The following is a 24,355-nucleotide window of genomic DNA, read 5'->3' on the forward strand; positions in this document are numbered from 1 at the left end:
CCCCGCGCCAGAGGCCGGGCACTGAAAATTGCGTGACAGGCCCGTCAACCTGGCACCATTGACAGCCCCGCGCCGCGCGGCCCACATCCCCCGCGATGTCCCGTGGCCCGCAACCCCCCTCCCTCGATTTTGCGCCCGATCAGATCGCACCGGCGCTGCTCGGCTGGTATGATCGCCATGCGCGCATGCTGCCTTGGCGTACGCCGCCGGGCAGCAATCAGCGGACCGACCCCTATCGCGTCTGGCTTTCCGAAGTTATGCTTCAACAGACTACCGTTGCCGCCGTGGCGGGCTATTTCCACCGCTTCACCGCCCGCTGGCCCACCGTCGAGGCCCTCGCCGCCGCGCCCGAGGCCGAGGTCATGGCCGCCTGGGCGGGCCTCGGATACTACGCCCGCGCCCGCAACCTGATCGCCTGCGCAGGTGCGGTCGCAGCACGCGGGGGCTTTCCGGACACACGGGACGAGTTGGCGAGCCTGCCCGGAATCGGCCCCTATACCTCGGCCGCCATCGCTGCGATCGCTTTCGATCGCGCCGAGACCGTGGTCGACGGCAACGTCGAGCGCGTGACCGCGCGCCTCTTTGCGGTCGAGACACCGTTGCCCGCTGCAAAGCCGGAACTCACACGCCTCGCGGGGCTACTGACCCCGCAGCACCGGCCCGGCGATTTCGCGCAGGCGATGATGGACCTGGGCGCCACGATCTGCACCCCGCGCAGCCCGGCCTGCGGGATTTGCCCGCTGCTCGGCCCCTGCCGAGCCCGCGCCATGGGGATCGCCACCGAATTGCCGCGCAAACTACCCAAGGCGGCAAAGCCGCAGCGTCTCGGAAGGGTCTGGATTGCCCGCAACGGCCCCGAGCTGCTGGTCGAGACGCGTCCGGCGCGCGGGCTGCTCGGCGGCACGCTCGGCTTTCCGACGGCCGGCTGGGACGGAACCGATGCCGGGCCGCCGGTCGCCGCCGATTGGAGCGACGTCGGGCTGGTGCGGCATGTGTTCACGCATTTCGCGCTCGATTTAACGGTGCTGACCGGGATCGCGACCGGGCCCGCCAGGCGGGGACACTGGACGCCCGAGGCTGGCTTTGACGGCACGGCCATGCCCGGCTTGATGCGCAAGGCCTGGGCGTTGGCCCGCGAAGGTGGGCCCTGACCCTGGCCAGCAAGGGCGACGCCACGCCTCGCTGGCGGGACAGCCCGATTCGCGTTTATGAGATGCGCCATGCAGAATACGCGCCCCATCAGCCCTTTGTTTCGCGACGCCCTGCCCTTCTGGCTGTCGCTGGGCATGGTGCCGCTGGTCGTGATCGCCGCGCGGCTGGGCGGGCTGTGGTTCCTGATCCTGCCGCTTTACGGCTGGTTCATGGTCACAGTTCTCGACCGCCTGCTCGGCCTGAACGAGGAAAACCCCGAAACCGAAACGCCGGTCGAGGATCTGCTGTGGTATCGCCTGATCACCTGGCTGTGGTTCCCGGTTCAGGCGGGCGTCATCTTCGGCACCATCTGGTACGTGACCCACAGGGCCCACCTGTCGGGCTGGGAAAAGGCCGGCCTGTTTTTTGGCATCGGCGTGCCGTCAGGCACCATCGGCATCGTCTACGCCCATGAGTTGCTGCATCAGAAGGTCGGGTTCGAGCGCTGGCTGGGCGATCTGCTGCTGGCCAGCACGCTCTATTCCCATTTCCGCACCGAACACCTGTTGGTGCATCATTCCTGGGTGGCAACGCCGCGCGATGCCGTGTCGGCGCGCTATAACGAGGGCTTCCACCGCTTTTTCGCGCGCGTCCTGTGGGAATCGCCGCGCAGCGCCTGGCGGGCCGAGCGGGCGCTGCTGGCCCGGCGCGGCCTGCCTGTCTGGCACCATCGCAACCCGTTCTGGCGCTTTGCGGCCCTGCAACTGGCGATGCTGGCCCTAGCCCTCGCCCTGGGCGGCTGGCAGGGCGTCCTGCTGTTCGTCTGGCAGGCCTTCATCGCCATCTGGCAGCTGGAGCTGACGAATTACGTCGAGCATTACGGCCTGACCCGCCGCCACCTCGGCAATGGCCGGTACGAGCATGTCATGCCGCGCCATTCCTGGAACGCGGCCCACACCGCGTCCAACTGGCTGCTGATCAACTTGCAGCGCCATTCGGACCACCACTACAAGCCGGACCGGCGCTTTCCGCTGTTGCAGACCTATGGCGAGGACGAAGCGCCGCAGCTGCCGCTGGGTTATCCGGCGATGACCTTCATGGCGATGGTCCCGCCCCTGTGGCGGCGGCGGATGAACCCGCGGGTGCGCGCCTGGCGGCGGCAGTTCTATCCCGACATCCAGGACTGGTCCGACTACAACAAGGGCCGGACGCCGATGCCGCGCAACGCTCTCTAGCGCGAAAAAAAGACCCGCCGGAGGGCAGCTGCCGGCGGGTCACAGTTGGTCCCGCGCCCAGGCGCGTCGGGACCGAGGCAAGCAATGAGGATCAGTTCGGACCGGAGCTGTCCATCTCGGCGCGCAGCCGCTGGCGCAGCAGGTCGATCGGGACAAGTTGCCCCTCGCGCCGGAAGTGCCAGTAGGTCCAGCCGTTGCAGCTCGGCGCCCCCTCGAGCGCGGCTCCGACCTGGTGGATCGAGCCCTTGACGTCCCGCCCGATCAGCGTGCCGTCGACCCGGACCCGGGCCGAATGGCGGCCGTTGATGCTGTGGAGCTCCTCACCGGGGCGCAGCATCCCACGCTCGACCAGCTGGCCAAAGGGCACGCGCGGCTCGGCCCGCTTGGGCGTGGTGATACCCAGCGCGCCCTCATCGACGCGCCGCACGCGGGCCAGCCGTGCCTCGGCAGCAGCGATATAGTCTGGCTCGCGCTCAATCCCGATCCAGTCGCGGCCGAGCATCTTAGCCACCGCGCCGGTAGTGCCCGTGCCGAAGAACGGGTCCAGCACCACGTCGCCGGGCTTGGTGGTCGCCACCAGAACGCGGTGCAACAGCGCCTCGGGCTTTTGCGTGGGATGGGCCTTGGCGCCGTCCGCGCCCTTCAGCCGCTCGCCCCCGGTGCAGATCGGAAAGGTCCAGTCAGAGCGCATCTGCACGCCCTCGTTCAAGGCCTTCAGCGCCTCGTAATTGAAGGTGTATTTTGCGCCTTCCGCACGGCTGGCCCAGATCAGCGTCTCGTGCGCGTTGGTCAGGCGCTTGCCGCGAAAGTTCGGCATCGGGTTCGACTTGCGCCAGACGACATCGTTCAGCAGCCAGTAGCCCAGGTCCTGCAGCGCCGCGCCGACGCGGAAGATGTTGTGATAGCTGCCGATCACCCAGATTGCCCCGTCCGGCTTCAGCACCCGGCGGGCCTGCGCCAGCCACTCGCAGGTGAACCGGTCATAGGCGGCAAAGCTGGCGAACTGGTCCCAGTCATTGGTGACCGCATCGACCAGGCTGTTGTCGGGACGGTGCAACGCGCCCTTCAACTGCAGGTTATAGGGCGGGTCGGCGAAAACCAGATCGACCGAGGCATCCGGCAGGGTCGCCATCATCTCGATGCAATCGCCCGAAAGGATCGTGTTCAGTGGCAGCGCCGGCGCAGGTTTGCGCGGCTTGGTCTGGATCGCAGTCATGCTCGTCCCTCGTGCCGGCGCTTGGTGGCCGTGCTTGTGGATGATTCTGACCGATCGCCGAATCGGCGTCAAAAACTATATTGAATCAGCAACTTACGAATTCATCTTGGCACAACATCTTGTGTACCCTGGCAAAGCTGCGGCGATGATGTGGGGTCGGGCCATAGCGCTCGAGCCCGTCGCAATGCGTTCGCGTCGCGTAACCTGCGTTCCGCTCCCATCCATAACCGGGGTGCTGTTGCGCCAAATCCACCATGATCCGGTCGCGGGCAACCTTGGCCAGGATCGAGGCGGCTGCAATCGACAGGCTGCGGGCGTCGCCCGAGATGATGGCGCGGCCTGGGACGTCCAGATCGCGCGGGACGCGATTGCCATCGACCAGCGCGAGGCAGGGGCGCCGGGCGAGGCCGGCAATGGCCCGACACATGGCGCGGTGGCTGGCCCAGTAGATGTTGACCTCGTCGATCTCGGCGACGCTGGCATGGGCGACGCAGAATTCGGCGACGGCCATGATGCGCACCGCCAGGCGCTCGCGCGCCTCGGCGGTCAGCTTCTTGCTGTCGTCGATCCCGCGCGGGATTCCGCGGGCGGGCAGGATCACCGCCGCCGCGGTCACCGGCCCGGCCAGCGGGCCGCGGCCGACCTCGTCCACGCCGGCGACCAGCACCGCCCCCTCGGCCCAGGCCGCGCGCTCGAACTGGAGGCCGCCTTTCACGCGCACACCGTCACGGGAGGAATCGAGATTTCCTCGAGGTTTTCCCCGTTACCCTCTCGATCGACAACAAAAAATTCCGCCGCGCCGCCGAGTGGAGTCAGCACCCCGTGCCAAGTGCCAGCCCACAGGTTTACACCAGTATGGGCCGGCACCAGGAACGCGCGTGGCGTGCCCGGCCGGCCGTCCGCGTCGGGCGCGACGATCGAGAGCCAAGGGCGATCGGACAGAGGCATGAAGGCCTGGCTGCCCAAAGGGTGGCGTTCCAGCAGGTCGAAACTGTAAGGAAGATCAACGCCCTGGCTGCGAAAGATCGAGAGAATTGCCTCGCCCTCGCCGCGCTCGACAGTCGCCAGCGCGTGGTGCCGCTCGCAGCGGCCAGCATTGATCATCCGGCTCGGCTCGGTGCGGGGGGCCAGCACCTCGCCGAAGGGGGCGAAGGCGTCAGCGGTCAGGGGCTCGATGGCGATCTGCATGGCGGCTTTCGGGTCGTCCACGGGAAGTTCGGTCCCCTTGCTCGCAAGCGCGGGGCCGCAACGCAAGTCCCTCAGCTTCCCCAGTCGGCGGCCTGCATCTCGGCGAGGCGGCTGGCGGTCCGTTCGAACTCGAAGGCGCCCTCGCCCTCTAAGTAGAGGCGGTCCGGCAGATCCGCCGCGGATGCGATCAGCCGCACCCGCGCCTCGTAAAGCGCATCGCCCAGCGTCACAAAGCGCCGCGCCTCGTTGAAGTTGGCGGCCGACAGGCGCGGGATGCTGTCGATCATCAGCACCCGCACCGCGGCGGCAATGGCGAGATAGTCGGCTGGGCCGCGCGGCTGGCCGCACAAATCCCAGAACGATGCGCGGGCGACCCCCTCGTGAAACGCCGGCAGCACCAGATCGCGCCCCTGCACCGATAGGGTCTTCGGCCGCGGCGGCGCGCCGTGGGTCAGCCTTGCCCAGATGGCGTCCATAGCGGCGCGCGCGGCAGCATCAGCCGGGGTGAACCAGACCTGCGATCCGGCCTGCCGGTCTTGGCGATGATCGCGCGGGCTGGCCAGTTCCGCGATTTCCATGCGCGTCTTGATCAGGTCGATGAAGGGCAGAAACAGGTCGCGGTTCAGGCCGTTCTTGTACAGTTCGTCCGGCGCCCGGTTCGAGGTCGTGATCAGCACCACGCCATGATCGAACAGGATCTGGAACAGGCGGCCGACGATCATCGCATCGGCGATGTCGGTGATCTGCATCTCGTCAAAGCAGAGCAGCCGGACCTCGGCCGCGATATGCTCGGCCACCGGGCGCACGGCGTCCTGCGCGCCGGCGCGGCGTGCCTCGTTCAGGCCAGCCTGCACCTCTTGCATGAAGGCATGAAAATGCACGCGGCGCCGGGCCGTGGTTGTCGCGGCGGCCATCGCCAGGTCCATCAGCATCGATTTGCCGCGCCCGACCCCGCCCCAAAGGTAAAGGCCGCCCGAGCCGGGGACAGCAGCCTGCCCCTCGCGCGCGTTGCCGCCGCCAAAGAGGCGGCCTAGCCAGCCTTCGCCCGCAGCGGGTGGCGTCCGGCCGACCGCGGCCAGCGCCCGGTCCAGCGCCGGCAGGACCGCGCGCTGGGCCGGATCGTCGGCGATCCGTCCAGCGGCTACAGCCTGGTCGTAGAGTGCGATTACCCCGGTCATGGGGGACGGCGTTTCAAAATCCGCGCCAACCCGCAAGGGGGTGGCGCGAACCAGTTGCAGCCCTCAGCGGCCGAAGCGGTTGAAGGTGACGCGCGGATCGGCGCCCCGGCCCAGCCAGTTCTGGGTCACGGCCGCGATATGAGCGACGATCTCGGCACGGTTGTCGAGGGTGGTCGAGGGCATCGCCGCCTGGATCGCCTGCGGCTCGGTCAGCGCCTCGCCCGTGCGGGCGTCGAACACCTGCGCGGTGTACGAGATGTTGTCGACGCCTGCGCCACTGAAGTTCTGGATCAGTTGCGCCGCCTGGGGGGTCAGGGCGTGGAACTGGGTGACGGTGGCGGCGATGGTCACCCCGCGCTTGCCGCCAAGGCCAGCCGCGCCTGCGGTGATCCCCTCGCGCATGATCTCGGCCACCTGGGCGCGGCGGTCGCCCTCGGCCTCGCCGTGCCAGACGATGTCCGCGTTCGGCAGCGGGACGTTCTGTTCGCTGACGGTCAGGGTTTCAGGAACCGCGACGCTGACGCTGCGCACGGACCAGCCGGCGGTCGTGGCAGGGTCGATCTGGGTGTAGTCGGTTTTCCACTGCTCTTGCCCGGCGCAACCGGCGACGGCCAGGGTGAGGGCAAGAAGAATTGGGCGGAACATGGCGCGTCGTCCTCGGCAAAAGATTTTGATCTTGTTGAAGAAAGAAATTTTCGCGCCGGGGTAAATGGAAATCAGGCCACCAGCCGCAAGTTACATCGCTTGCGTGTATGACGCATGGGAAGTGCTCGCGATTTCGTGTTTGGGTTGCGCAAATTCGTAAGATGTCACAGTTCTTCGAGGCGTCCGCACCCGCCCGCGCGGCCCCTATGGCGGGGAGATTCGCGGGGGTCGCAGCAAAGATCGCAGCCCCGCCGACTCGGTGAGCCGCGCTGGCTGACGCCCTGCCCTTCCCCGTCGCGCGTTCAATCCCGACGGAGAGCCCACCAACCCGACACACCCGATCATCCCCAGATCACGACCCCGGCACCCCCGCGCCGCATCCCGCCGGGAGGCCTCCCTTCCGGTTGCCGCGCCGGGCCCGTGCGCGTAGAACGGCCCGCACCCGCCGCCGCCAGAGGCCCCGAAATGACGCCTACCCCTGCACATCCGCGCCCGGTGATGCTGTGCATCCTCGATGGGTGGGGTATCGGGGCCATCCCCGAATACAGCGCCCCGGCGCAGGCCGACACGCCGGTCATGGACCGCCTGCTGGCGCAGGACCCGCATGCGACGCTCACGACCTTTGGTCCCGATGTCGGCCTGCCACGCGGGCAGATGGGCAACAGCGAGGTCGGGCATACCAATATCGGCGCGGGGCGGGTGGTGGCGATGGACCTCGGCCAGATCGACCTGGCGCTGGAGGATGGCAGCTTCGCCGCCAACAGCGCGCTCGGCGCATTCGTCGCAGCGCTGAAGGCCTCGGGCGGGACGGCGCATCTGATGGGCGTCGCCTCGAACGGTGGGGTGCACGGCCACATCGCCCATCTGATTGGCGCGGCGCGAGCCATCGTGGAGGCCGGCGTTCCGGTCATCATTCATGCCATCACCGATGGGCGCGACGTGCCGCCCTCGTCCGCGCTGGGCTTCGTGACCGAGCTTGCAGGCGCTTTGCCCGAGGGCGCCCGCATCGGCACCGTCATCGGCCGCTACTGGGCCATGGACCGCGACAACCGTTGGGAGCGGATCGCCCGCGCCACCGACGCCATCCTGCATGGCAAGGGCACGCCCGCGCCGGACGGTCCGACCGCGGTCGCGGATGCCCATGCCGCCGGTACCACAGACGAGTTCATCGAACCGGCCGTCATCGCCGGCTACACAGGGCCGCGCGACGGCGACGGCTTCTTCTGCCTAAATTTCCGGGCCGACCGGGCGCGCGAGATCATGGCCGCCCTCGCCGCACCGGATTTCACCGCCTTCGATCCTGGCCGCCGCCCGGCCTGGGCAGCGGTCATGGGAATGGCCGATTATTCCGCGCTGCATGACCTTTACATGAGCGCGATGTACCCCAAGCGGCAGATTACGAACACGCTCGGCGCCTGGGTCGCATCACACGGGTTGCGCCAGATCCGCATCGCCGAGACCGAGAAATATCCGCATGTCACTTTCTTCCTGAATGGCGGCCGCGAGGCGCCCGAGGTCGGCGAGGACCGCGTGATGCGCCCCTCCCCCAAGGTTGCGACCTATGACCTGGCGCCGGAGATGGCGGCAGAGGAGGTCACCGAGAGCGTGGTGGATGCCATCACGCAGGGCGATTACGATCTGATCGTGGTCAATTTCGCCAATCCCGACATGGTCGGCCATACCGGCAGCCTACCCGCGGCGATCCGCGCCTGCGCGGCGGTGGACAGCGGCCTTGGCCGGATCATCGCTGCGCTGGATGCGGCGCGCGGTGCGGCAGTGATCTGCGCCGATCACGGCAATTGCGAGTTGATGGTCGATCCCGCGACCGGCGGGCCGCACACCGCCCATACGCTGAACCCGGTGCCGGTGATCGTCCATGGCGGCCCGGCCGGGACGCACCTGCGCGATGGCCGGCTGGCCGACCTCGCGCCGACGGTGCTGGACCTGATGGGCCTTGCCCCGCCGCCCGAAATGACCGGCACCAGCCTGATCCAGCGTGAGGGCATGGCATGATCCGTCGCAGCCTTGCCATCTGCGCCGCGCTGCTGGTCGGCACACCCGTGCTCGCCGCGACCACTCCGGCCGATGGCGCCGCGGCCGAGGCGGGGGCCGCTGCCAGCGCCCTGCGGGCGGCGACCGGCAAGCTGGACCAGGCGCTGAGCGCCGATGACCAGGTGGTGGCCCTCTCCGAGGTGATCCGCGCCTACGAGCAGGGCCAGGCTGCCCTGCGCCAGGGCCTGCGCCGCGCCTCGGCGCGCGAGGATCAGATCCGCGACGGCTTTGACGCGCGGCGGGGCGAGTTGTCGCGCATGCTGGCGGTGATGGCCGACCTCGGCCGCGCACCCGAGGCAACCTTGCTGCTGCACCCGCGCGGTCCAGAAGCGACGGCCCGCGCTGGCATGGTCATGGCCAGCGTTGCCCCCGCCCTGCGGGCCGAGGCCGACGGGCTGCGCACAGACCTCGACGAGATCGCGACCATTCGCAAGGCGCAGGAGAATGCGGCCGAGACGCTCGCGTCGGGCCTTGGCCGGGTGCAAGAGGCGCGGCGCCTGCTCGCCTCGGCCGTGACCGATCGCTCGACCCTGCCCAAGCGGTTCCTAGATGATCCGGACGAGTTGAAGCAACTGGCTGCCTCGGCCGAGTCGCTGGACGCCTTTGCCAAGGGCGTCGCCGCGCTCGAGGCCGATGTCGGCCCGCCCCTCTCCGACTTCGAGGGCGCGCAAGGCGGCCTGCCGCTGCCGGCCATCGGCCAGGTGCTGCGCGGCTATAACAAGCCCGACCGCGCCGGCGTGCGCCGTCCCGGGCTGGTGCTGGCGACCGCGCCGCGCGCACTGGTCACGACGCCTTGGGCCGCGACCATCCGATATCGCGGCCCGCTCCTCGATTACGGCAACGTGATGATCCTCGAGCCCGCGCGGGGTTATCTGTTGGTCCTGGCAGGGATGGCCCAGGTGTTCGGCGAGACCGGCGATGTGCTGACCGCGGGCGAGCCTGTCGGCCTGATGGGCGGAGATGAAGGCACAGGCCCCGAGTTCGGAATCAATTTTGTCGTCGATGCCGCGCATGGCACGAATGCAACTTCCGGCGAGAGCCTGTATATCGAGCTTCGCAAGGATAAGAACACGCTCGATCCTGCCGACTGGTTCGTGACGGATCCAGCCGTCGTGGCGCAGGTCGCGGCGGCAGGCGCGAACGGGGAAGAGACAACCGAGGAAGGTTCGGACAGCGGCCAGGATGGACCTGTCGCGGCCGAGGACACCACAACGGACGCTACCGCTGTCGGCGGCGCCGAGGACAACGGGACGGACGAATGAAGAATTACCTTCTCGCCGGCATCGGCGGCACGCTGGCGGGCATCCTCGTCACCACGCAGCTCGCTGGGCCCTTGCTGGCCCAGGACGCCAACAAGAGCGCTACGGTCTATGAACAGCTCGACCTGTTCGGTAACATCTTCGAGACCGTGCGCGAGAAATACGTCCAGCAGACCGACGACAAGAAGCTGATCGAGGCAGCCATCAACGGCATGCTGACCTCGCTCGATCCGCATTCGTCGTTCCTGTCCAAGGACGATTACGCCGACATGCAGACCCAGACCCGCGGCAGCTTTGGCGGCCTCGGCATCGAGGTCGGGATGGAGGACAGCCTGATCAAGGTGATCTCTCCCATCGACGGCACCCCCGCCGCCGAAGCAGGCGTCGAGGCCGGCGATTTCATCACCCATGTCAACGGTGAGAGCCTGATGGGGCTGGGTCTGGACGAGGCCGTCGACAAGATGCGCGGCCCGGTCGGGTCGGACATCACGATCACCATCTTGCGCAAGGGCGAGAAAGAACCGTTCGACCTGACGATGACGCGCGACACGATCAAACTGACGGTGGTCAAGACGCGCGTCGCCGGACATGCGGTCGTGCTGCGCGTCAGCACGTTCAACGACGAGACCTATGACACCCTCAAGACCGAATTGGAAAAAGCGGTCAAGGAGGCAGGTGGAATCGACAAGGTGACTGGCTTTGTCCTCGATCTGCGCAACAACCCTGGCGGCCTGCTCGATCAGGCGATCAAGGTAAGCGACGCGTTCCTGGATCGGGGCGAGATCGTCTCGACCCGCGGGCGCCTGCCCGAAGATACCGAGCGCTGGAACGCAGAGCCGGGCGATCTGGCCCAGCACAAGCCGATGGTTGTGCTGATCAACGGCGGCTCGGCCTCGGCCTCGGAAATCGTCGCAGGTGCGCTGCAGGACCAGCGACGCGCCATTGCCGTGGGCGAGCGCAGCTTTGGCAAGGGCAGCGTGCAGACGGTCATGCCAGTGACCAGCGATAGCGCCATCCGCCTGACCACGGCGCGTTATTACACGCCGTCGGGCCGCTCGATTCAGGCGCTGGGCATCAGCCCCGACATCGTCGTGGCCCAGCCGCGGCCGCCGACCGATCAGGTCGCGGGCGTGGATGGCGAGACGGGCGCGGAGGACGCGAACAAGCCGCGCAGCGCCTCACGCTTTGACCGCTCGGAAGCCGACTTGCGCGGCGCGCTGAACAACGACGCGATCAGCGACGAAGAGAAAAAGCAGATCGAGGCCGAGATGGTCGACGCCGAGGCGACCGCCAAGCTGCGCGAAGAGGATTATCAGCTGGCCTATGCGGTCGATATCCTCAAGGGCCTGTCGGCGGTTGCGCATGAGGCCGGCCAGGTTCCCGCCGAGGCCAAGCCGGCGGTGACTGGCGCGGGCAGCGGCACCCCCGGCGCCCCCGCCGGCGGCCCAGCGACGCCCGATCCTGCGAGCGTTCCCGGCGCCAGCAACGCGCCTGCCCCTGCAGCCCCGGCTCCAGCGGCTGCCCCCGCCGCGACCGCTCCCGCCGCCCATCCTCCGGCCGAACGGCCGGCGGACCGCCCGGCCACCCCCGCGCCAGCAACCGCGCCCAAGCCGTGACCAAGGGTCAGGCCGGCCCGAAAGGCGCGGGCAAGGCGTCCGGGGAAGTCCCCGGCGCCGATCAAGGCACGCCGGATGAAATGCCGCAGGGCACCGGCGCGATGGGACTGCCCTATCGCGCCTGCGCTGGCGTCGTCCTGGCGGACAGCGGGGGCCGGGTCTTCGCCGGCCGTCGCCGCGACAACCCGGGCGCCGCCTGGCAGATGCCTCAGGGCGGCATCGACACGGGCGAGACCCCGCGCGAAGCTGCCCTGCGCGAGCTAAGCGAGGAAACCGGTCTCGCCGCCGACCTGGTGACCGTCGAGGCCGAGGTCCCGGGCTGGCTGACCTATGACCTGCCGCCAGAATTGCTGGGCAAGGTCTGGAAGGGCCGGTATTGCGGCCAGCGCCAACGCTGGTTCCTGCTGCGCTATCACGGCACCGACGCCGATGTGCACATCGACACCGCGCATCCAGAGTTCGACCGCTGGCAATGGATGACCCCGGACGAAATTCTCGCCAGCATCGTGCCGTTCAAGCGCGAGGTTTATGCCCAGGTGTTTGCAGCCTTCCGCGACCGGCTGGCCTGACCGTCGCCTCGCTGCGGGTCAAAGATGGAAACCCACCTGAACCGCTGCACGATCAGATATCTTCCTGCGGCACCCAGGCGTCGATGATGGCGACCGCCTCGTCCGCAGTGTCGACATACCTGATCAGGTCCAGATCCTCGGCCGAGATCGTGCCGGCCTCCACCAGCCCCTGCCAGCTCACAATCGCCTCCCAGAACTCGCGCCCGAACAGCAACACCGGCATGCGCTTCATGCGGCGCGTCTGGATCAGGGTCAGTGTCTCGAACAACTCGTCCAGCGTGCCGAAGCCGCCGGGGAACACCGTGACTGCCCGCGCGCGCATCAGGAAATGCATCTTGCGGATCGCGAAGTAATGGAAGTTGAAGCAGAGGTCCGGCGTCACGTAAAGGTTCGGAGCCTGCTCATGCGGTAGCACGATCGACAGGCCGATGGATTTCCCGCCCGCATCCTGCGCGCCCTTGTTTCCAGCCTCCATCACGCCGGGACCGCCCCCGGTGCAGATCACGAAGTCGCGTCCGCCGCTGGCAATGCTGCGCTCGGTCATCAAGCGGGCGAACTGCTCGGCCTCGGTATAGTAGTGGCTGAGGTCCGCCAGCATCGGAGTGGCCGCGCGGGCGCGGTCCTGCGGCGCGGGGATGCGCGCGCCGCCGAACATCACCACGGTCGAGACGATGCCATGCTCGTCCAAGATCATCTGCGTCTTCAGCAACTCGAGCTGCAGGCGAACCGGCCGCAGTTCCTCGCGCAGGAGGAAATCGATGTCGGTAAAGGCAAGGCGATTGGTGGGCGACAGGCTTTGCGGCGTGCTCGGCTCGGCCTCGGCGGCCGCAACGTCCTGGCGGCTGTCGCGAAAGACGTCCTCGTGCGCCTCGTCGTCCATCATGCTGACATCCTCGCTGCCCCGTTGCACCGCACCGGCCCGGCATATAGGCGAAAGGCTGAATGTTCCACCCATCGCCCGCCGCAGGAGGCCCCATGTCCATCCCCCTCACCGCAGACGAAAAAGCCAACCTCGAGGCCGCGGTCGAGGCCGCATGGGAGGGGCGCGACGCGATCAACCCCGCCACCCGCGGTCCGGCGCGGGAGGCCATCGAGGAGACGCTCAGCGCGCTAGACGCGGGCAAGTTGCGCGTCGCCGAAAAGCGCGGGCAGGACTACCACGTGAACCAATGGGCCAAGAAAGCTGTCCTGCTGGGCTTTCGCCTCAAGGACATGGAGATTTTCAGCGGCGCCCCCCAAGGTGGAACCTGGTGGGACAAGATCGACAACAAGTTCAAGGACTGGGGCGACAACCAGTGGCGCGACGCGGGCTTTCGCGCCGTGCCGCCTGCCGTGGTCCGCTATAGCGCGCATATCGCCAAGGGCGTCGTCCTGATGCCGTCCTTCGTGAACATCGGCGCCTTCGTTGACGAAGGGACGATGATCGACACCTGGGCCACGGTCGGCAGCTGCGCCCAGATCGGCAAGCGCGTCCACCTGTCGGGGGGCGTTGGCATCGGCGGCGTGCTGGAGCCGATGCAGGCCGGCCCGACCATCATCGAGGACGACTGCTTCATCGGCGCCCGCAGCGAGGTGGTCGAGGGCTGCATCGTGCGCGAGGGCAGCGTCCTCGGGATGGGCGTCTTCATCGGCAAGTCGACCAAGATCGTCGACCGCGCGACCGGCAACGTCACCTACGGCGAGGTGCCGGCCGGATCGGTCGTCGTCGCCGGCTCGATGCCCTCCTCGGGCGGGGTAAATCTTTATTGCGCCGTGATCGTCAAGCGGGTGGACGCGCAGACCCGGTCCAAGACCAGCATCAACGAACTGCTGCGGGACTGAGTGGCCCGCGTCCAGGTGACCGTCCTAAACGCGGCCGGCCACCTTGGCGAACCGGTCCAGAAACTCCGCGATCCGCGCCGCCTCTGCTGGCCGGGCGAGGGTCTCGGCAATTTCGGCCGGCGCCAGCTTCATCAGGCTGAACCGCAAGAAGGTGTCCGGCTGGAACCCGTCGCTGATCGTGCCCAGCACGAGGCGCAACTGCGCAAGCAAGTCTTCGCCCCGATGCGAGGCATGTAACAACGCGATCGGTTTGCCGATAACCGCACCGCCGCCCACGAGCCAGTCGATGGCATTCTTCAACCCGCCCGGGATGGCATGGGCGTATTCCGGGCTGGCCACCAGGATGCCATCGCAGGCCGCGACGCGGTCGGTGAAGGCGCTGATGGCGGCTGGAAGATCGGCCTCGATGTCGGGCGAGAACACCGGCAGGCGGTGGACATCGGCGAACACATCGACAGACCAACCGGGCGGTGCAGCCGCCGCCACCGCACGCAGCATGGCGGTGTTGGTCGAGGCCGTCCGCGCACTGCCGGACAGGGCCAGGACCTGCACTGTCCTCAGGCCTTGGGTCGGAAGGCCGCGATGATGTCGGGATCCGTCTCGATCCGCGCAGCGCCCATAAGATCGAGGCAATAGGGCACAGCCGCGAAGACCGCCGAGAGGCAGGTGTCGATTGCGGCGGGCTTGCCGGGCAGCGTGATAATGAGGCTCTTGTGACGGATCGCGGCGGTCTGGCGCGAGAGGATCGCGGTGGGCACCTCGCGCAGGCTTGCCCGGCGCATTTCCTCGCCAAAGCCTTCCAGTTCCTTTTCCATCACGTCGGCGACCGCCTCGGGGGTCAGATCGCGCGGCGCGGGGCCAGTCCCGCCGGTCACCAGAACCAGGTCCGCGCCGTCGTCATCGGCCAGCCGGCGCAGCATCTCGGCCACGATCTCACGACCGTCCGGAACGATATGGCGCGCGACTTCGATCGGCGAGGTAATGGTCCGGCGGACCCAATCCTCGATCGCGGGGCCGGATTTGTCGGTATATTCGCCACTGCTCGCGCGATCCGAGACGGTAACGATGGCGATGCGGGCGGTTGTGCGCTGGGTCATGCGGTCAAGATGTCAGCACAGCGCGACAATGGAAAGCTGATGATCCTCACCCCCGCCGCGCCGCCTCGATTTTGGCGACATCGATCTTTTTCATGTCCATCATCGCCGTAAACGCCCGCTTCGCCTCTTCCCCGCCGGCGCTCATCGCCTCGGTCAGCGTACGCGGCGTGATCTGCCACGAGACGCCCCAGCGGTCCTTGCACCAACCGCAGGCGCTCTCTTGCCCGCCATTGCCCACGATGGCGTTCCAGTAGCGGTCGGTCTCGGCCTGATCTTCGGTGGCGATCTGGAACGAGAAGGCTTCGCTTTGCTTGAACGCGGTGCCGCCGTTCAGCCCAATGCAGGGGATGCCGGCGACGGTGAAATCTACCGTCAGCACATCGCCCGCCTTGCCTGACGGATAGTCGGCGGGCGCACGCTGAAAGCCGGTGACAGCGCTGTCCGGAAAGGTCGCGGCATAAAAGCGCGCAGCCGCCTCGGCTTCCTTTTCGAACCAGAGGCAGATCGTGTTTTTCGCAATTGCCATGTTCAGCGCCCTCCCGAAAGCTCGGCTGGCGCGGGAACGCGCAACAGTGTGCGGATGTTCCGCGCTGGCGGGACCGATGAGCGGGGACGCCGCCCATCGCTGGGCGCTTAGCGGAAGCGGGCGTTGCGGTTGCCGATCAGCTTCAGGCGCAGGGCATTCAGCTTGATAAAGCCAGCCGCGTCCTTCTGGTCATAGGCGCCGGCGTCCTCCTCGAAGGTCACATGCGCCTCGCTGTAAAGGCTGTGGTCCGACCAGCGGCCGACGCAGGTGGCGAGGCCCTTGTAGAGCTTCAGCCGGACGGTGCCGGTCACATGCTCCTGACTCTTGTCGATCAGCGCCTGCAGCATTTCGCGCTCGGGGCTGAACCAGAAGCCGTTGTAAATCAACTCGGCATAGCGCGGCATCAGGCTGTCCTTCAGGTGGCCGCTGCCACTATCGAGCGTGATCTGTTCGATCCCGCGATGCGCCTCCAGCAGGATGGTGCCGCCGGGCGTCTCGTAGATGCCGCGCGATTTCATCCCGACAAAGCGGTTCTCGACGAAATCGAGCCGGCCGATGCCATGCTTGCCGCCCAGCTCGTTCAAGCGCGTCAGGACGGTCGCCGGCGACAGTGCCTCGCCGTTGATCGACACCGCATCGCCGCGCTCGAAACCGATCTCGATGAACTCGGGCGTATCGGGGGCGTCCTCCGGGTTCACGGTGCGCTGATAGACATAGTCCGGCGCGGCTTCGGCCGGGTTCTCCAGCGCCTTGCCCTCGGACGAGGTGTGCAGCAGGTTCGCATCGACGCTGAACGGCGAGTCGCCGCGCTTGTCCTTGGCGATCGGGATCTGGTTCGCCTCGGCAAATTCGATCAGCTTGGTGCGGCTGGTCAGGTCCCACAGCCGCCACGGCGCGATCACCTTGATCGACGGGTCGAGCGCATAGGCGCTGAGCTCGAACCGCACCTGGTCGTTGCCCTTGCCGGTCGCGCCGTGCGCCACCGCGTCCGCGCCGTGCTGGTGAGCCAGTTCGACCAGCCGCTTGGCGATCAGCGGACGGGCGATCGAGGTGCCAAGCAGATACAACCCCTCGTAAAGGGCATTGGCGCGGAACATCGGATAGACAAAATCGCGCACAAATTCTTCGCGCAGATCCTCGATGTGAATGTTCTCGGGCGCGATACCCAGCAGTTCGGCCTTGGCGCGCGCAGGCTCCAGTTCTTCGCCCTGGCCCAGATCGGCGGTGAAGGTGATGACCTCGCAGCCGTATTCGGTCTGCAACCATTTGAGAATGATCGAGGTATCCAGACCGCCCGAATAGGCGAGAACCACTTTCTTCGGCGCGTTTTCCTGCGGCATCTGCCAGATATCCCCTCGTGAAATGATGCGCCGGCATAGGCCGAAACGGCGCACCCGACAAGGTTCGAGGGGTCGGGCCGGCCCACGGTCCCGACTGCCATTAACATCGCCTTCAGACCAATGCGTTACCCATCCCGCGTGGCCAAGCCGAATCGCCAGATCGCACCGGTGTCAGGTGTCTTGCGACCCTCGGGGGGCCGCCGCGTCCTGCTGGCTGCCGAACCCGGCGACGCGCGCCAGGGGCTGGCTCTTCAGCTGGCCGCCATCGGTCTGCAGGTGACCGTGGCCGGCACTGCGGCCGAGGCGCTGCGGGCCGCGGCCGAGCGGCCAGATTTCATCCTCTGCGACTGGCAAGTCGGCGATCTGACGGCCGCGGATCTGTGCCGCGCCTGCCGCGCCGGCTGGGCCGAGGATCAGTTCGCCTATTTCATCGTCATCATTCCCCCCACGGCCGGCAAACGGGTCGAGGCCGCGTTGGGCGCCGGCGCCGACGACTTCCTGATGAGCCCGGTCGTGCCGATCGAACTGGCTGCCCGCCTCGCCGCCGGCGAGCGATTTTTGACCATGGCCGGACGCCTGTCCGAAGGGCGGCGCGAGATGGCCGAGACGCTGGCCCGCCTGCAGGCCATCCAGGCCGAGACGGAGGCCGACCTCTCTGCCGCCCGCCGCCTGCAACAGGGCCTGCTGGGCGCGCGCAACGCCCGCTTTGGCGAGGTCGAGGTGTCGCTGCTGCTGCGTCCGGCCGGGCATGTCGGCGGCGATCTGGTGGGGTTTTTCCCGATCAACGCCCGCCGCGTGGCGCTCTACGCCATCGACGTTTCAGGCAACGGCGTCGCGGCGGCGCTGCTGACGGCGCGGCTGGCTGCCTATCTCAGCGGTATCGCGGGCGAGAATATCGCCCTGCGGCTGGACGAGAACGACCTTTATGACGCGCGGCGCCCGGCCGAGGTGGCCCAGATCTTCAACCGCCTGATGCTGGAAGAGATGGCGACCGAGGCCTATTTCACCATGGTCTATGTCGATCTCGACGTGATGAGCGGCAAGGGCCAGCTGGTGCAGGCCGGCCACCCCCATCCACTGCTGCAGCACGCCGATGGCTCGGTCGAGGTGCTGGGCCTTGGCGGCATGCCGATCGGCCTGATCAGCGGCGCCAGTTGGGAAGAGGTGACCTTTCAGCTTGAGCCCGGCGGCCGGCTCTTCGTCTGCTCGGACGGCATCACCGAGGCGGAAAACCACGTCGGCGCGATGCTGGCCGAGAACGGGCTGATCGCCATCCTGCGTACCAACGCCTTCCTCGGCGGATCGCCCTTTCTGGAATCGCTCTGCTGGTCGGTCGCGCAATTCACCCAGGGCAAGCGCACAGACGATATCTCGGCCGTCCTGATCGAGCGTGACCGGATCCTGCCCGCGCTGTCCTGAGGGGCGCTTCCCGAGCGCGATCATTCACCTGCCCGACATGGCCGAATGGCAGGCTTGGGCCGCCCGCCCCTTTCCCGGGGCGGCGCACAACCTATATCCTTCCCTGAAACGGCGCCGGCCGGCCTCTGCCAGACAAGGGACCCTCATGTCCAAATTGAACCAGATCGCCTGGGACGACACCGTCCTGCCCTTCCAGCTTGACCGTTCGGACCTGCGCGGCCGCATTGCCCGCCTCGACGGGGTGCTGGGCCATATCCTGTCGCGACATGACTACCCGCCAGTCGTCGCCGCCGCCGTGGCCGAGCTTGCGCTGCTGGCGGCGCTGATCGGCCCGACCATCAAGCTGCGCTGGAAGCTGAGCCTGCAGGTCCGCGGCACCGGCCCGATCCGCACGCTGGCTGCCGACTGGTACGCGCCCGAGGTAGAGGGCGGCCCCGCGCGGATGCGCGCCTGGGCCAGTTTCGATGACAAGCACCTCGATGCGGATGCGCCGCATTTCGAACAGATCGGGGAAGGCTATTTTGCCATCCTGATCGACCAGGGTCAGGGCTCGCTGCCCTATCAGGGCATCACGCCGCTGACCGGCGGCAGCTTGGCGGCTTGCGCGCAGACCTATTTCGCCCAGTCCGAACAGCTGCCGACCCGCTTTTCGCTGGGCGCCGGCGTCTCGCAGATGCCCGGCGGTGCGCCTGACTGGCGGGCCGGGGGGGTGATGCTGCAAACGCTGCCCAAGACCGCCATGTCCGCCGAGGGCGAGGGCAATGCCGAGGGGCTGATCCAGGCTGCCGACATCCTGCAGGGCGCCCAGTCCGAGGACTGGAACCGCGCCAACCACTTGCTCGACACCGTCGAGGAGCTTGAGTTGATCGGTCCCACGGTTGCACCCACCGACCTGCTGGTCCGCCTGTTTCACGAGGAGGAGCCGCGCGTCTACGAGCCGCAGCGGGTCGAGTTCGGCTGCTCATGCTCGGCTGAGCGGGTGCGCGGCACGCTGTCGATCTATTCGGCCAAGGACATCGCCCAGATGACCACGCCCGAGGGCACGGTCACAGCCGATTGCCAGTTCTGCGGCGCGCATTACGTGTTCGACCCGCGCAGCCTCGGCTTTGATGCCGTCATCGACGAGGACGGTAATCGCGTGGGCGAGGCTGCCGCGGAATGATCGATTTGCGGTCCCGCCTTGTTGCGGCGGTCGCCGCCAGCGCGGTGCCGTCGTCCGACTTCGACCTGAACCCCGAGGCGCCCCCGGCGCCGCCCGCGGCGGGGCTCCGCCGTGCCGCCGTCCTCGCGGCGTTCCGCGCGGATGGCGGCAACCTGCTGCTGACCCAACGGGCCAGCGGCCTGCGTCACCACCCCGGCCAGATCGCCCTTCCAGGCGGCAAGGTCGATCCCACCGACAGCGGGCCCATCGCCGCCGCCCTGCGTGAGGCGAGGGAGGAAATCGGCCTGCCCGAGGCCCAGGTCGAGGTGCTGGGCGGCATGCCGGTCCACCGCACCGTCACCGGTTTTGCAGTGACCCCGGTCATCGGCTTGATCCACGGCCCGTTCACCCCCGTCCCCGAACCCGGCGAGGTCGAGGAGGTGTTCGAGGTGCCGCTGGCTCACGTCGCCGATCTGACGCGCTACCGGGTCGAGCGGCGCATGTGGCGCGGCACCTGGCGTAGCTATGACATCGTGCCTTTCGGCCCCTACTACATCTGGGGGGCAACCGCGCGGATGCTGCATGCCTTGGCCCACGCCCTTGATGGCGAGGCGCGGCAATGACGGATCGCCCGCCCGAAATGTTGCCCAAGGCGGTGATCGCCGATCCGGCGCTGCAATCGGTGCTGTCGCTGCTGACCTCAGCCGGGCACCAGGCGCTGATCGTCGGCGGCGCAGTGCGCGACGCGCTGCTCGGCCTCGAGGTGCGGGACATTGATATCGCGACCAGTGCCGCGCCCGATGTTGTGGTGGCCCTGGCGAGGGAAGCCGGCATCCGCAGCGTACCAACCGGCATCGAACATGGGACCGTGACCCTGATCGCCTGCGGCCGGCACTTTGAGGTGACCAGTTTTCGCCGCGATGTCGCCACCGACGGCCGGCACGCGACCGTGGCTTACACCGCCGATCTGGCCGAGGACGCGGCGCGGCGCGATTTCACCATGAACGCCCTTTACGCCGACGCGGCCGGCGCGGTGCTGGACCCGACCGGCAGCGGCCTTTCCGATCTCGCCGCGCGCCGGCTGCGGTTCGTCGGCGACGCAAGTGCGCGCATTACCGAGGATTACCTGCGCGCGCTGCGCTTTTTCCGGTTTCACGCGCATTACGGCGCGCCCGGGCGGGCCGACCCAGAGGCGCTGGCGGCAACCGCTGCCCATGCCCCCGGTCTGCAAACCCTCTCACGCGAGCGGGTCGGGGCCGAGGTGCGCCGCCTGCTCGACGCGCCCGATCCGACGGAGGCGCTACGGCTGATGGCCCAGACCGGCGTTCTGGCCGCGGTTCTGCCGAGCGCGGACCCGGCTTCGATGCCAGCCCTCGTCGCGGCCGAGGCGGCCCTCGGGGTCACGCCAGACTGGCAGCGACGCCTCGCTCTTCTCGCCCCCGAACTGCCACCCGAGGCCCTGCGGCTGTCCCGCAGCGAGGCATCGCGCCACGCACGCCTCGCCAAGGCCAGCCAGATACGCCCGTTCCGCATCGACCCGGCCGGCTATCACCTCGGTGCAGGCGACGGCCGCGATGCTGCGCTGATCGCGCAGGCAAACGGCGCCAACCTGCCCGCCGGCTGGCCGCAACGGCTGGCCGAGGCCTCGGCCGCGCCCCTGCCCATCGCCGCCGCCGACATTGCCCCGCCGCTGGCAGGCCCCGCCATCGGCCGCGGCCTGCGCGCGGCCGAGGCCTTATGGATCGAATCCGGCTTTGCCATTCCCGCCCCCGCCCTGATTGACGCCGCCCTGCTTGCCGGCGATGAGGATCGCTGATGCTGCTGCACAAGACTTTCGCCAACATGATCAACGCGTTCCGCCCAGCGGACGGACCGCCGCCGCGCCGCCTTCTGGCGTTCTTCCGCTGGTGCCTAGCGGGCGCGTGGCCGGGCCTCTCGGTTGCCGGCCTCGCCTCGGCGGCCGGCGGGGTGGCGGATGTGCTGTCGGCGACGCTGCTGGGCAAGGTGGTGGACGCCGCCGCGGGCTCGCCCCCCGACCGGCTGCTGCCCGATCATGGCGGGCTGCTGGTCGGCTTTGTCCTGTTCTTTCTGGTCGTCCGGCCGCTGGTCTATGGCCTTTCGACCGCCTCCAGCAGCGTCATGATCGGCCCGAACGTGCTGCCCCTGGTGCTCTCGCGCCTGCACCGCTGGACGATGGGCCAGGCAGTCACGTTCTTTGACAATGATTTCGCGGGGAGGATCGCGCAAAAGCAGATGCAGACCGCCCGTGCGGTCACGGATGTGGCGTCCGAGGCGGTCAATACCGTCGCCTTCGCGCTCGCCTCGGTGGTCGGCTCGGCCGCGTTCCTGATCTCGGTCGATCGCTGGGGGGCGGTGATCCTGCTGCTGTGGCTGTGCGGTTACATCTGGCTGATCCGCTCGTTCCTGCCCCGCATCCGCGCCAGTTCTGCTGGCCGCGCCTCGGCCCGGGCCAATGTGACCGGGCAGGTGGTCGACACGATCACCAACATCAAGACGGTCAAGCTGTTCGCTCATGCCGATTACGAGGACCGCGCGGCCTTGGGCGCGATGGAGGGGTTTCGCGACGCTTCGCTGGATTTCGGCCGCATTTCGACCACGTTCCGTTTCTCACTGATGCTGGTCGCCGGCATCCTGCCGATCCTGCTGATCGCGACCACTCTGATCCTGTGGCGGCAGGGCGCGGCGACGCCCGGCGACATCGCTGCATCGGGCGCCATTGCGCTGCGCCTTGCGCAGATGACCGGCTGGGTCAGCATGTCCCTGATGGGGGTCTGGGGCAGCATCGGCGAGGTCGAGGACGGCATGAACACCCTCTCGCCGCCGCATGACCTGACCGACCGGCCCGGCGCGCGCATCCTGACCGCATCCGAGGGGCGGATCGACTTCGACCACGTCAGCTTCAGCTACGGGCGCGGCAGCGGCGGGATCGACCATCTAACCCTGTCCATCGCCCCGGGCGAACGGGTCGGGATTGTCGGCCATTCCGGCGCCGGAAAGACCACACTGGTCGCCTTGTTGCTGCGGCTTTACGATGTCGAAAAGGGGGCCATCCGCATCGACGGCAGCGATATTCGCGACCTGACCCAGGAGAGCTTGCGCCGCCAGATCGGCATGGTCACGCAGGAAACGGCGATGTTCAATCGCAGCGCCCGGGACAACATCCTTTATGGCCGGCCCGATGCCAGCGAGGCCGAACTGGTCGCCGCCGCGCGCGCGGCCGAGGCGCATGAGTTCATCCTGGCGCTGCGCGATCACGCCGGGCGCACCGGCTATGACGCCAATCTGGGCGAGCGCGGGGTCAAGCTGTCGGGTGGGCAGCGCCAGCGCATCGCGCTCGCCCGCGCGTTTCTGAAGGACGCGCCGATCCTGGTGCTGGACGAGGCGACCAGCGCCCTCGACAGCGAGGTCGAAGCAGCGATCCAGACCGCGCTGACCCGCGCCATGTCGGGCAAGACGGTCCTCGCCATCGCCCACCGCCTGTCCACCATCGCCGAGCTTGACCGGATCGTCGTCCTCGATGGCGGCCACATTGCCGAGCAGGGCAGCCACGCGGAATTGCTCGCCCTCGGCGGCCTTTATGCCCGCTTCTGGGAACGACAGTCGGGCGGCTTCCTCGGCACCGACGATGACGAAGCGACCGAGGCGGCCGAGTGAACCAGTGGCAGGTCGAGCGGCTGGGTCGCCGCGGCGATGGCGTCGCCCATGCGCTTGACGGCAGCGGCGCCCGGGCCCTCGCCGGATTGACCCTGCCCGGCGAGGTCATCGCGGGCACGCCTGTCGACGGACGCATCGCTCAACCGGCAATCGTCACGCCCTCGCCCGATCGGGTTGCTGCCCCCTGCCCGCATTACCGGGCCTGTGGCGGCTGCACGCTGATGCATGCGCGCGATGATTTTGTGGCGGACTGGAAGGTCGGGATTGTGACCGGCGCGCTGGCTGCGCAGGGCATCGCCGCGACAGTCGCGGCGCAACACGCCTCGCCCCCACGCTCGCGCCGGCGGGCGGTACTGGCAGGCCGCCGGACCAAGCGCGGCGCGCTGGTCGGCCTGCACGCCCGCGCGAGCGACGTGATCGTCGATCTGCACGAATGCCTCGTCGTGACGCCCGCAATCCTCGCCGCCCTCCCCTTGCTGCGTGAACTGACCGTCGCCGGCGCCTCGCGCGCGGGCACCTTGGACCTGACCGTGATCGACGGCCCCGAAGGGCTGGACGTTTCCGTCACCGGCGGCAAGCCGGCGGATGCGGCGCTGACGAGCGATCTTGCCCGACTCGCCGAAGCCGGCAATCTGGCCCGTCTGACCTGGGACGGGGAATCCCTGACGCGCCGCCGCCCCTGGATCGCGATAGGGCCGGCCCGGGTCGTCCCGCCGCCCGGTGGGTTCCTGCAGGCCACGGCCGAGGGCCAAGCGGCGCTGACCGCGGCGGTTCTGGCCGGCACGGCCGGCGCGCGGCGCGTGGTCGACCTGTTTGCCGGTTGCGGCACTTTCAGCCTGCCGCTGGCGCAAACCGCGGAAGTGGTCGCGATTGAGGGCTTGGCCCCGCCGCTGGACGCGCTGCAGGCCGCGTGGCGCGCCATGCCCGGGCTGCGCCAGCTCTCCGTCGAATCGCGCGACCTGGCCCGGCGTCCGATGACCGCGGCCGAACTGGCCGGCTTTGACGCAATCGTGATTGACCCGCCCCGCGCTGGCGCGACACCGCAAGCGGCCCAGATCGCGGCCTCGGACGTGCCGCAAGTGGTCTGGATCTCCTGCGATCCCGTAACCTTTGCCCGGGATGCGCGCGTTATGGTCGCTGGCGGCTACGAATTGGCGCGTCTGGAGGTGGTCGATCAGTTCCTGTGGTCACCCCATGTCGAGACCTCGGCGGTATTTCGCCGGGCGCCCGGTCATGCTAGGACTTGA

The 24,355-nt window shown here is 68.2% G+C and carries 22 protein-coding genes and 1 pseudogene; 13 read left to right on the top strand and 10 right to left on the bottom strand.

Annotated elements, in window-relative coordinates:
* The first annotated feature begins 95 nt into the window (after positions 1 to 95).
* Positions 96 to 1,151: an A/G-specific adenine glycosylase gene (locus DRW48_RS01270; protein ID WP_114074834.1), complete on the top strand. Its 1,056-nt coding sequence runs from the start codon at positions 96 to 98 to the stop codon at positions 1,149 to 1,151.
* A 69-nt stretch (positions 1,152 to 1,220) separates the two neighbouring features.
* Positions 1,221 to 2,366 carry an alkane 1-monooxygenase gene (locus DRW48_RS01275; RefSeq protein WP_114074835.1) on the top strand — a complete coding sequence of 382 codons (1,146 nt, stop codon included), beginning with the start codon at positions 1,221 to 1,223 and terminating at the stop codon, positions 2,364 to 2,366.
* Between the two features lie 91 nt (positions 2,367 to 2,457).
* On the opposite strand, the gene DRW48_RS01280 is transcribed toward DRW48_RS01275, so the two are convergent.
* The 5 genes from DRW48_RS01280 to DRW48_RS01300 all read right to left on the bottom strand — a co-directional run bounded on the left by DRW48_RS01280 (position 2,458) and on the right by DRW48_RS01300 (position 6,593).
* Positions 2,458 to 3,582, bottom strand: a complete 1,125-nt coding sequence (locus DRW48_RS01280; RefSeq protein ID WP_114074836.1) for a site-specific DNA-methyltransferase — start codon at positions 3,580 to 3,582, stop codon at positions 2,458 to 2,460.
* 85 nt (positions 3,583 to 3,667) lie between these two features.
* A complete protein-coding gene (locus tag DRW48_RS01285) occupies positions 3,668 to 4,297 on the bottom strand; it encodes a ribonuclease HII (RefSeq protein ID WP_114077268.1) in 630 nt (209 codons plus the stop codon).
* Positions 4,294 to 4,770, bottom strand: coding sequence for an ureidoglycolate lyase (locus DRW48_RS01290; protein ID WP_114074837.1), 477 nt, complete (start codon positions 4,768 to 4,770; stop codon positions 4,294 to 4,296). The genes DRW48_RS01285 and DRW48_RS01290 overlap by 4 nt, the downstream gene beginning before the upstream one ends.
* Before the next feature lie 71 nt (positions 4,771 to 4,841).
* Positions 4,842 to 5,948, bottom strand: a complete 1,107-nt coding sequence (gene zapE, locus DRW48_RS01295) for a cell division protein ZapE (RefSeq protein WP_114074838.1) — start codon at positions 5,946 to 5,948, stop codon at positions 4,842 to 4,844.
* 63 nt (positions 5,949 to 6,011) lie between these two features.
* Positions 6,012 to 6,593: a DUF6778 family protein gene (locus tag DRW48_RS01300; RefSeq protein ID WP_114074839.1), complete on the bottom strand. Its 582-nt coding sequence runs from the start codon at positions 6,591 to 6,593 to the stop codon at positions 6,012 to 6,014.
* Between the two features lie 465 nt (positions 6,594 to 7,058).
* Here DRW48_RS01300 and gpmI point away from each other — a divergent pair, with 465 nt between their 5' ends.
* From gpmI to DRW48_RS01320, 4 genes and pseudogenes are all read left to right on the top strand, one after another.
* Positions 7,059 to 8,606: a 2,3-bisphosphoglycerate-independent phosphoglycerate mutase gene (gene gpmI / locus DRW48_RS01305; RefSeq protein ID WP_114074840.1), complete on the top strand. Its 1,548-nt coding sequence runs from the start codon at positions 7,059 to 7,061 to the stop codon at positions 8,604 to 8,606.
* On the top strand, positions 8,603 to 9,907 hold the full coding sequence (locus DRW48_RS01310) for a murein hydrolase activator EnvC family protein (protein WP_114074841.1): 1,305 nt from the start codon (positions 8,603 to 8,605) through the stop codon (positions 9,905 to 9,907). The genes gpmI and DRW48_RS01310 overlap by 4 nt, the downstream gene beginning before the upstream one ends.
* A pseudogene (locus DRW48_RS01315) lies at positions 9,904 to 11,262 on the top strand (S41 family peptidase); the annotation flags it as partial. The gene DRW48_RS01310 and the pseudogene DRW48_RS01315, both read left to right, overlap by 4 nt.
* Positions 11,263 to 11,600: 338 nt before the next feature.
* Positions 11,601 to 12,089 carry an RNA pyrophosphohydrolase gene (locus DRW48_RS01320; RefSeq protein WP_114077269.1) on the top strand — a complete coding sequence of 163 codons (489 nt, stop codon included), beginning with the start codon at positions 11,601 to 11,603 and terminating at the stop codon, positions 12,087 to 12,089.
* Positions 12,090 to 12,141: 52 nt separating this feature from the next.
* On the opposite strand, the gene DRW48_RS01325 is transcribed toward DRW48_RS01320, so the two are convergent.
* A complete protein-coding gene (locus tag DRW48_RS01325; RefSeq protein WP_114077270.1) occupies positions 12,142 to 12,969 on the bottom strand; it encodes an LOG family protein in 828 nt (275 codons plus the stop codon).
* A 95-nt stretch (positions 12,970 to 13,064) separates the two neighbouring features.
* Here DRW48_RS01325 and dapD point away from each other — a divergent pair, with 95 nt between their 5' ends.
* Positions 13,065 to 13,910 carry a 2,3,4,5-tetrahydropyridine-2,6-dicarboxylate N-succinyltransferase gene (gene dapD / locus DRW48_RS01330; protein ID WP_114074842.1) on the top strand — a complete coding sequence of 282 codons (846 nt, stop codon included), beginning with the start codon at positions 13,065 to 13,067 and terminating at the stop codon, positions 13,908 to 13,910.
* A gap of 24 nt (positions 13,911 to 13,934) precedes the next feature.
* Here dapD and DRW48_RS01335 read toward each other — a convergent pair whose 3' ends face one another.
* The 4 genes from DRW48_RS01335 to DRW48_RS01350 form a co-directional block, all read right to left on the bottom strand.
* Positions 13,935 to 14,462, bottom strand: coding sequence for an NADPH-dependent FMN reductase (locus DRW48_RS01335; protein ID WP_114074843.1), 528 nt, complete (start codon positions 14,460 to 14,462; stop codon positions 13,935 to 13,937).
* A gap of 5 nt (positions 14,463 to 14,467) precedes the next feature.
* On the bottom strand, positions 14,468 to 15,007 hold the full coding sequence (gene mog, locus DRW48_RS01340; RefSeq protein WP_114074844.1) for a molybdopterin adenylyltransferase: 540 nt from the start codon (positions 15,005 to 15,007) through the stop codon (positions 14,468 to 14,470).
* Between the two features lie 46 nt (positions 15,008 to 15,053).
* The gene (locus tag DRW48_RS01345) at positions 15,054 to 15,533 is read right to left on the bottom strand and encodes a VOC family protein (RefSeq protein WP_114074845.1); all 480 of its coding nucleotides are present in this window, start codon (positions 15,531 to 15,533) and stop codon (positions 15,054 to 15,056) included.
* A 107-nt stretch (positions 15,534 to 15,640) separates the two neighbouring features.
* Positions 15,641 to 16,873, bottom strand: coding sequence for an argininosuccinate synthase (locus tag DRW48_RS01350; protein ID WP_114074846.1), 1,233 nt, complete (start codon positions 16,871 to 16,873; stop codon positions 15,641 to 15,643).
* A gap of 138 nt (positions 16,874 to 17,011) precedes the next feature.
* Here DRW48_RS01350 and DRW48_RS01355 point away from each other — a divergent pair, with 138 nt between their 5' ends.
* The 6 genes from DRW48_RS01355 to DRW48_RS01380 all read left to right on the top strand — a co-directional run bounded on the left by DRW48_RS01355 (position 17,012) and on the right by DRW48_RS01380 (position 24,355).
* Positions 17,012 to 18,292: a PP2C family protein-serine/threonine phosphatase gene (locus DRW48_RS01355; protein WP_162784656.1), complete on the top strand. Its 1,281-nt coding sequence runs from the start codon at positions 17,012 to 17,014 to the stop codon at positions 18,290 to 18,292.
* A gap of 145 nt (positions 18,293 to 18,437) precedes the next feature.
* Complete coding sequence (gene hslO, locus DRW48_RS01360) at positions 18,438 to 19,454, top strand: Hsp33 family molecular chaperone HslO (protein WP_114077271.1); 1,017 nt, start codon at positions 18,438 to 18,440, stop codon at positions 19,452 to 19,454.
* Positions 19,451 to 20,056, top strand: a complete 606-nt coding sequence (locus tag DRW48_RS01365) for a CoA pyrophosphatase (RefSeq protein WP_114074848.1) — start codon at positions 19,451 to 19,453, stop codon at positions 20,054 to 20,056. The genes hslO and DRW48_RS01365 overlap by 4 nt, the downstream gene beginning before the upstream one ends.
* Positions 20,053 to 21,249 carry a CCA tRNA nucleotidyltransferase gene (locus DRW48_RS01370; RefSeq protein ID WP_241963326.1) on the top strand — a complete coding sequence of 399 codons (1,197 nt, stop codon included), beginning with the start codon at positions 20,053 to 20,055 and terminating at the stop codon, positions 21,247 to 21,249. Before DRW48_RS01365 ends, DRW48_RS01370 begins: the two co-directional genes overlap by 4 nt.
* On the top strand, positions 21,249 to 23,108 hold the full coding sequence (locus tag DRW48_RS01375; protein WP_114074849.1) for an ABC transporter ATP-binding protein: 1,860 nt from the start codon (positions 21,249 to 21,251) through the stop codon (positions 23,106 to 23,108). Before DRW48_RS01370 ends, DRW48_RS01375 begins: the two co-directional genes overlap by 1 nt.
* On the top strand, positions 23,105 to 24,355 hold the full coding sequence (locus DRW48_RS01380; protein WP_114074850.1) for a class I SAM-dependent RNA methyltransferase: 1,251 nt from the start codon (positions 23,105 to 23,107) through the stop codon (positions 24,353 to 24,355). The genes DRW48_RS01375 and DRW48_RS01380 overlap by 4 nt, the downstream gene beginning before the upstream one ends.

The organism is Paracoccus suum (assembly GCF_003324675.1).
GTDB lineage: Bacteria > Pseudomonadota > Alphaproteobacteria > Rhodobacterales > Rhodobacteraceae > Paracoccus > Paracoccus suum.

Coding starts and splice junctions, on each gene's coding strand:
- DRW48_RS01270 (WP_114074834.1), top strand. CDS start 96: ATGTCCCGTGGCCCGCAACCCCCCTCCCTCGATTTTGCGCCCGATCAG.
- DRW48_RS01275 (WP_114074835.1), top strand. CDS start 1,221: ATGCAGAATACGCGCCCCATCAGCCCTTTGTTTCGCGACGCCCTGCCC.
- DRW48_RS01280 (WP_114074836.1), bottom strand. CDS start 3,582: ATGACTGCGATCCAGACCAAGCCGCGCAAACCTGCGCCGGCGCTGCCA.
- DRW48_RS01290 (WP_114074837.1), bottom strand. CDS start 4,770: ATGCAGATCGCCATCGAGCCCCTGACCGCTGACGCCTTCGCCCCCTTC.
- zapE (WP_114074838.1), bottom strand. CDS start 5,948: ATGACCGGGGTAATCGCACTCTACGACCAGGCTGTAGCCGCTGGACGG.
- DRW48_RS01300 (WP_114074839.1), bottom strand. CDS start 6,593: ATGTTCCGCCCAATTCTTCTTGCCCTCACCCTGGCCGTCGCCGGTTGC.
- gpmI (WP_114074840.1), top strand. CDS start 7,059: ATGACGCCTACCCCTGCACATCCGCGCCCGGTGATGCTGTGCATCCTC.
- DRW48_RS01310 (WP_114074841.1), top strand. CDS start 8,603: ATGATCCGTCGCAGCCTTGCCATCTGCGCCGCGCTGCTGGTCGGCACA.
- DRW48_RS01320 (WP_114077269.1), top strand. CDS start 11,601: ATGCCGCAGGGCACCGGCGCGATGGGACTGCCCTATCGCGCCTGCGCT.
- DRW48_RS01325 (WP_114077270.1), bottom strand. CDS start 12,969: ATGGACGACGAGGCGCACGAGGACGTCTTTCGCGACAGCCGCCAGGAC.
- dapD (WP_114074842.1), top strand. CDS start 13,065: ATGTCCATCCCCCTCACCGCAGACGAAAAAGCCAACCTCGAGGCCGCG.
- mog (WP_114074844.1), bottom strand. CDS start 15,007: ATGACCCAGCGCACAACCGCCCGCATCGCCATCGTTACCGTCTCGGAT.
- DRW48_RS01345 (WP_114074845.1), bottom strand. CDS start 15,533: ATGGCAATTGCGAAAAACACGATCTGCCTCTGGTTCGAAAAGGAAGCC.
- DRW48_RS01350 (WP_114074846.1), bottom strand. CDS start 16,873: ATGCCGCAGGAAAACGCGCCGAAGAAAGTGGTTCTCGCCTATTCGGGC.
- hslO (WP_114077271.1), top strand. CDS start 18,438: ATGTCCAAATTGAACCAGATCGCCTGGGACGACACCGTCCTGCCCTTC.
- DRW48_RS01365 (WP_114074848.1), top strand. CDS start 19,451: ATGATCGATTTGCGGTCCCGCCTTGTTGCGGCGGTCGCCGCCAGCGCG.
- DRW48_RS01370 (WP_241963326.1), top strand. CDS start 20,053: ATGACGGATCGCCCGCCCGAAATGTTGCCCAAGGCGGTGATCGCCGAT.
- DRW48_RS01375 (WP_114074849.1), top strand. CDS start 21,249: ATGCTGCTGCACAAGACTTTCGCCAACATGATCAACGCGTTCCGCCCA.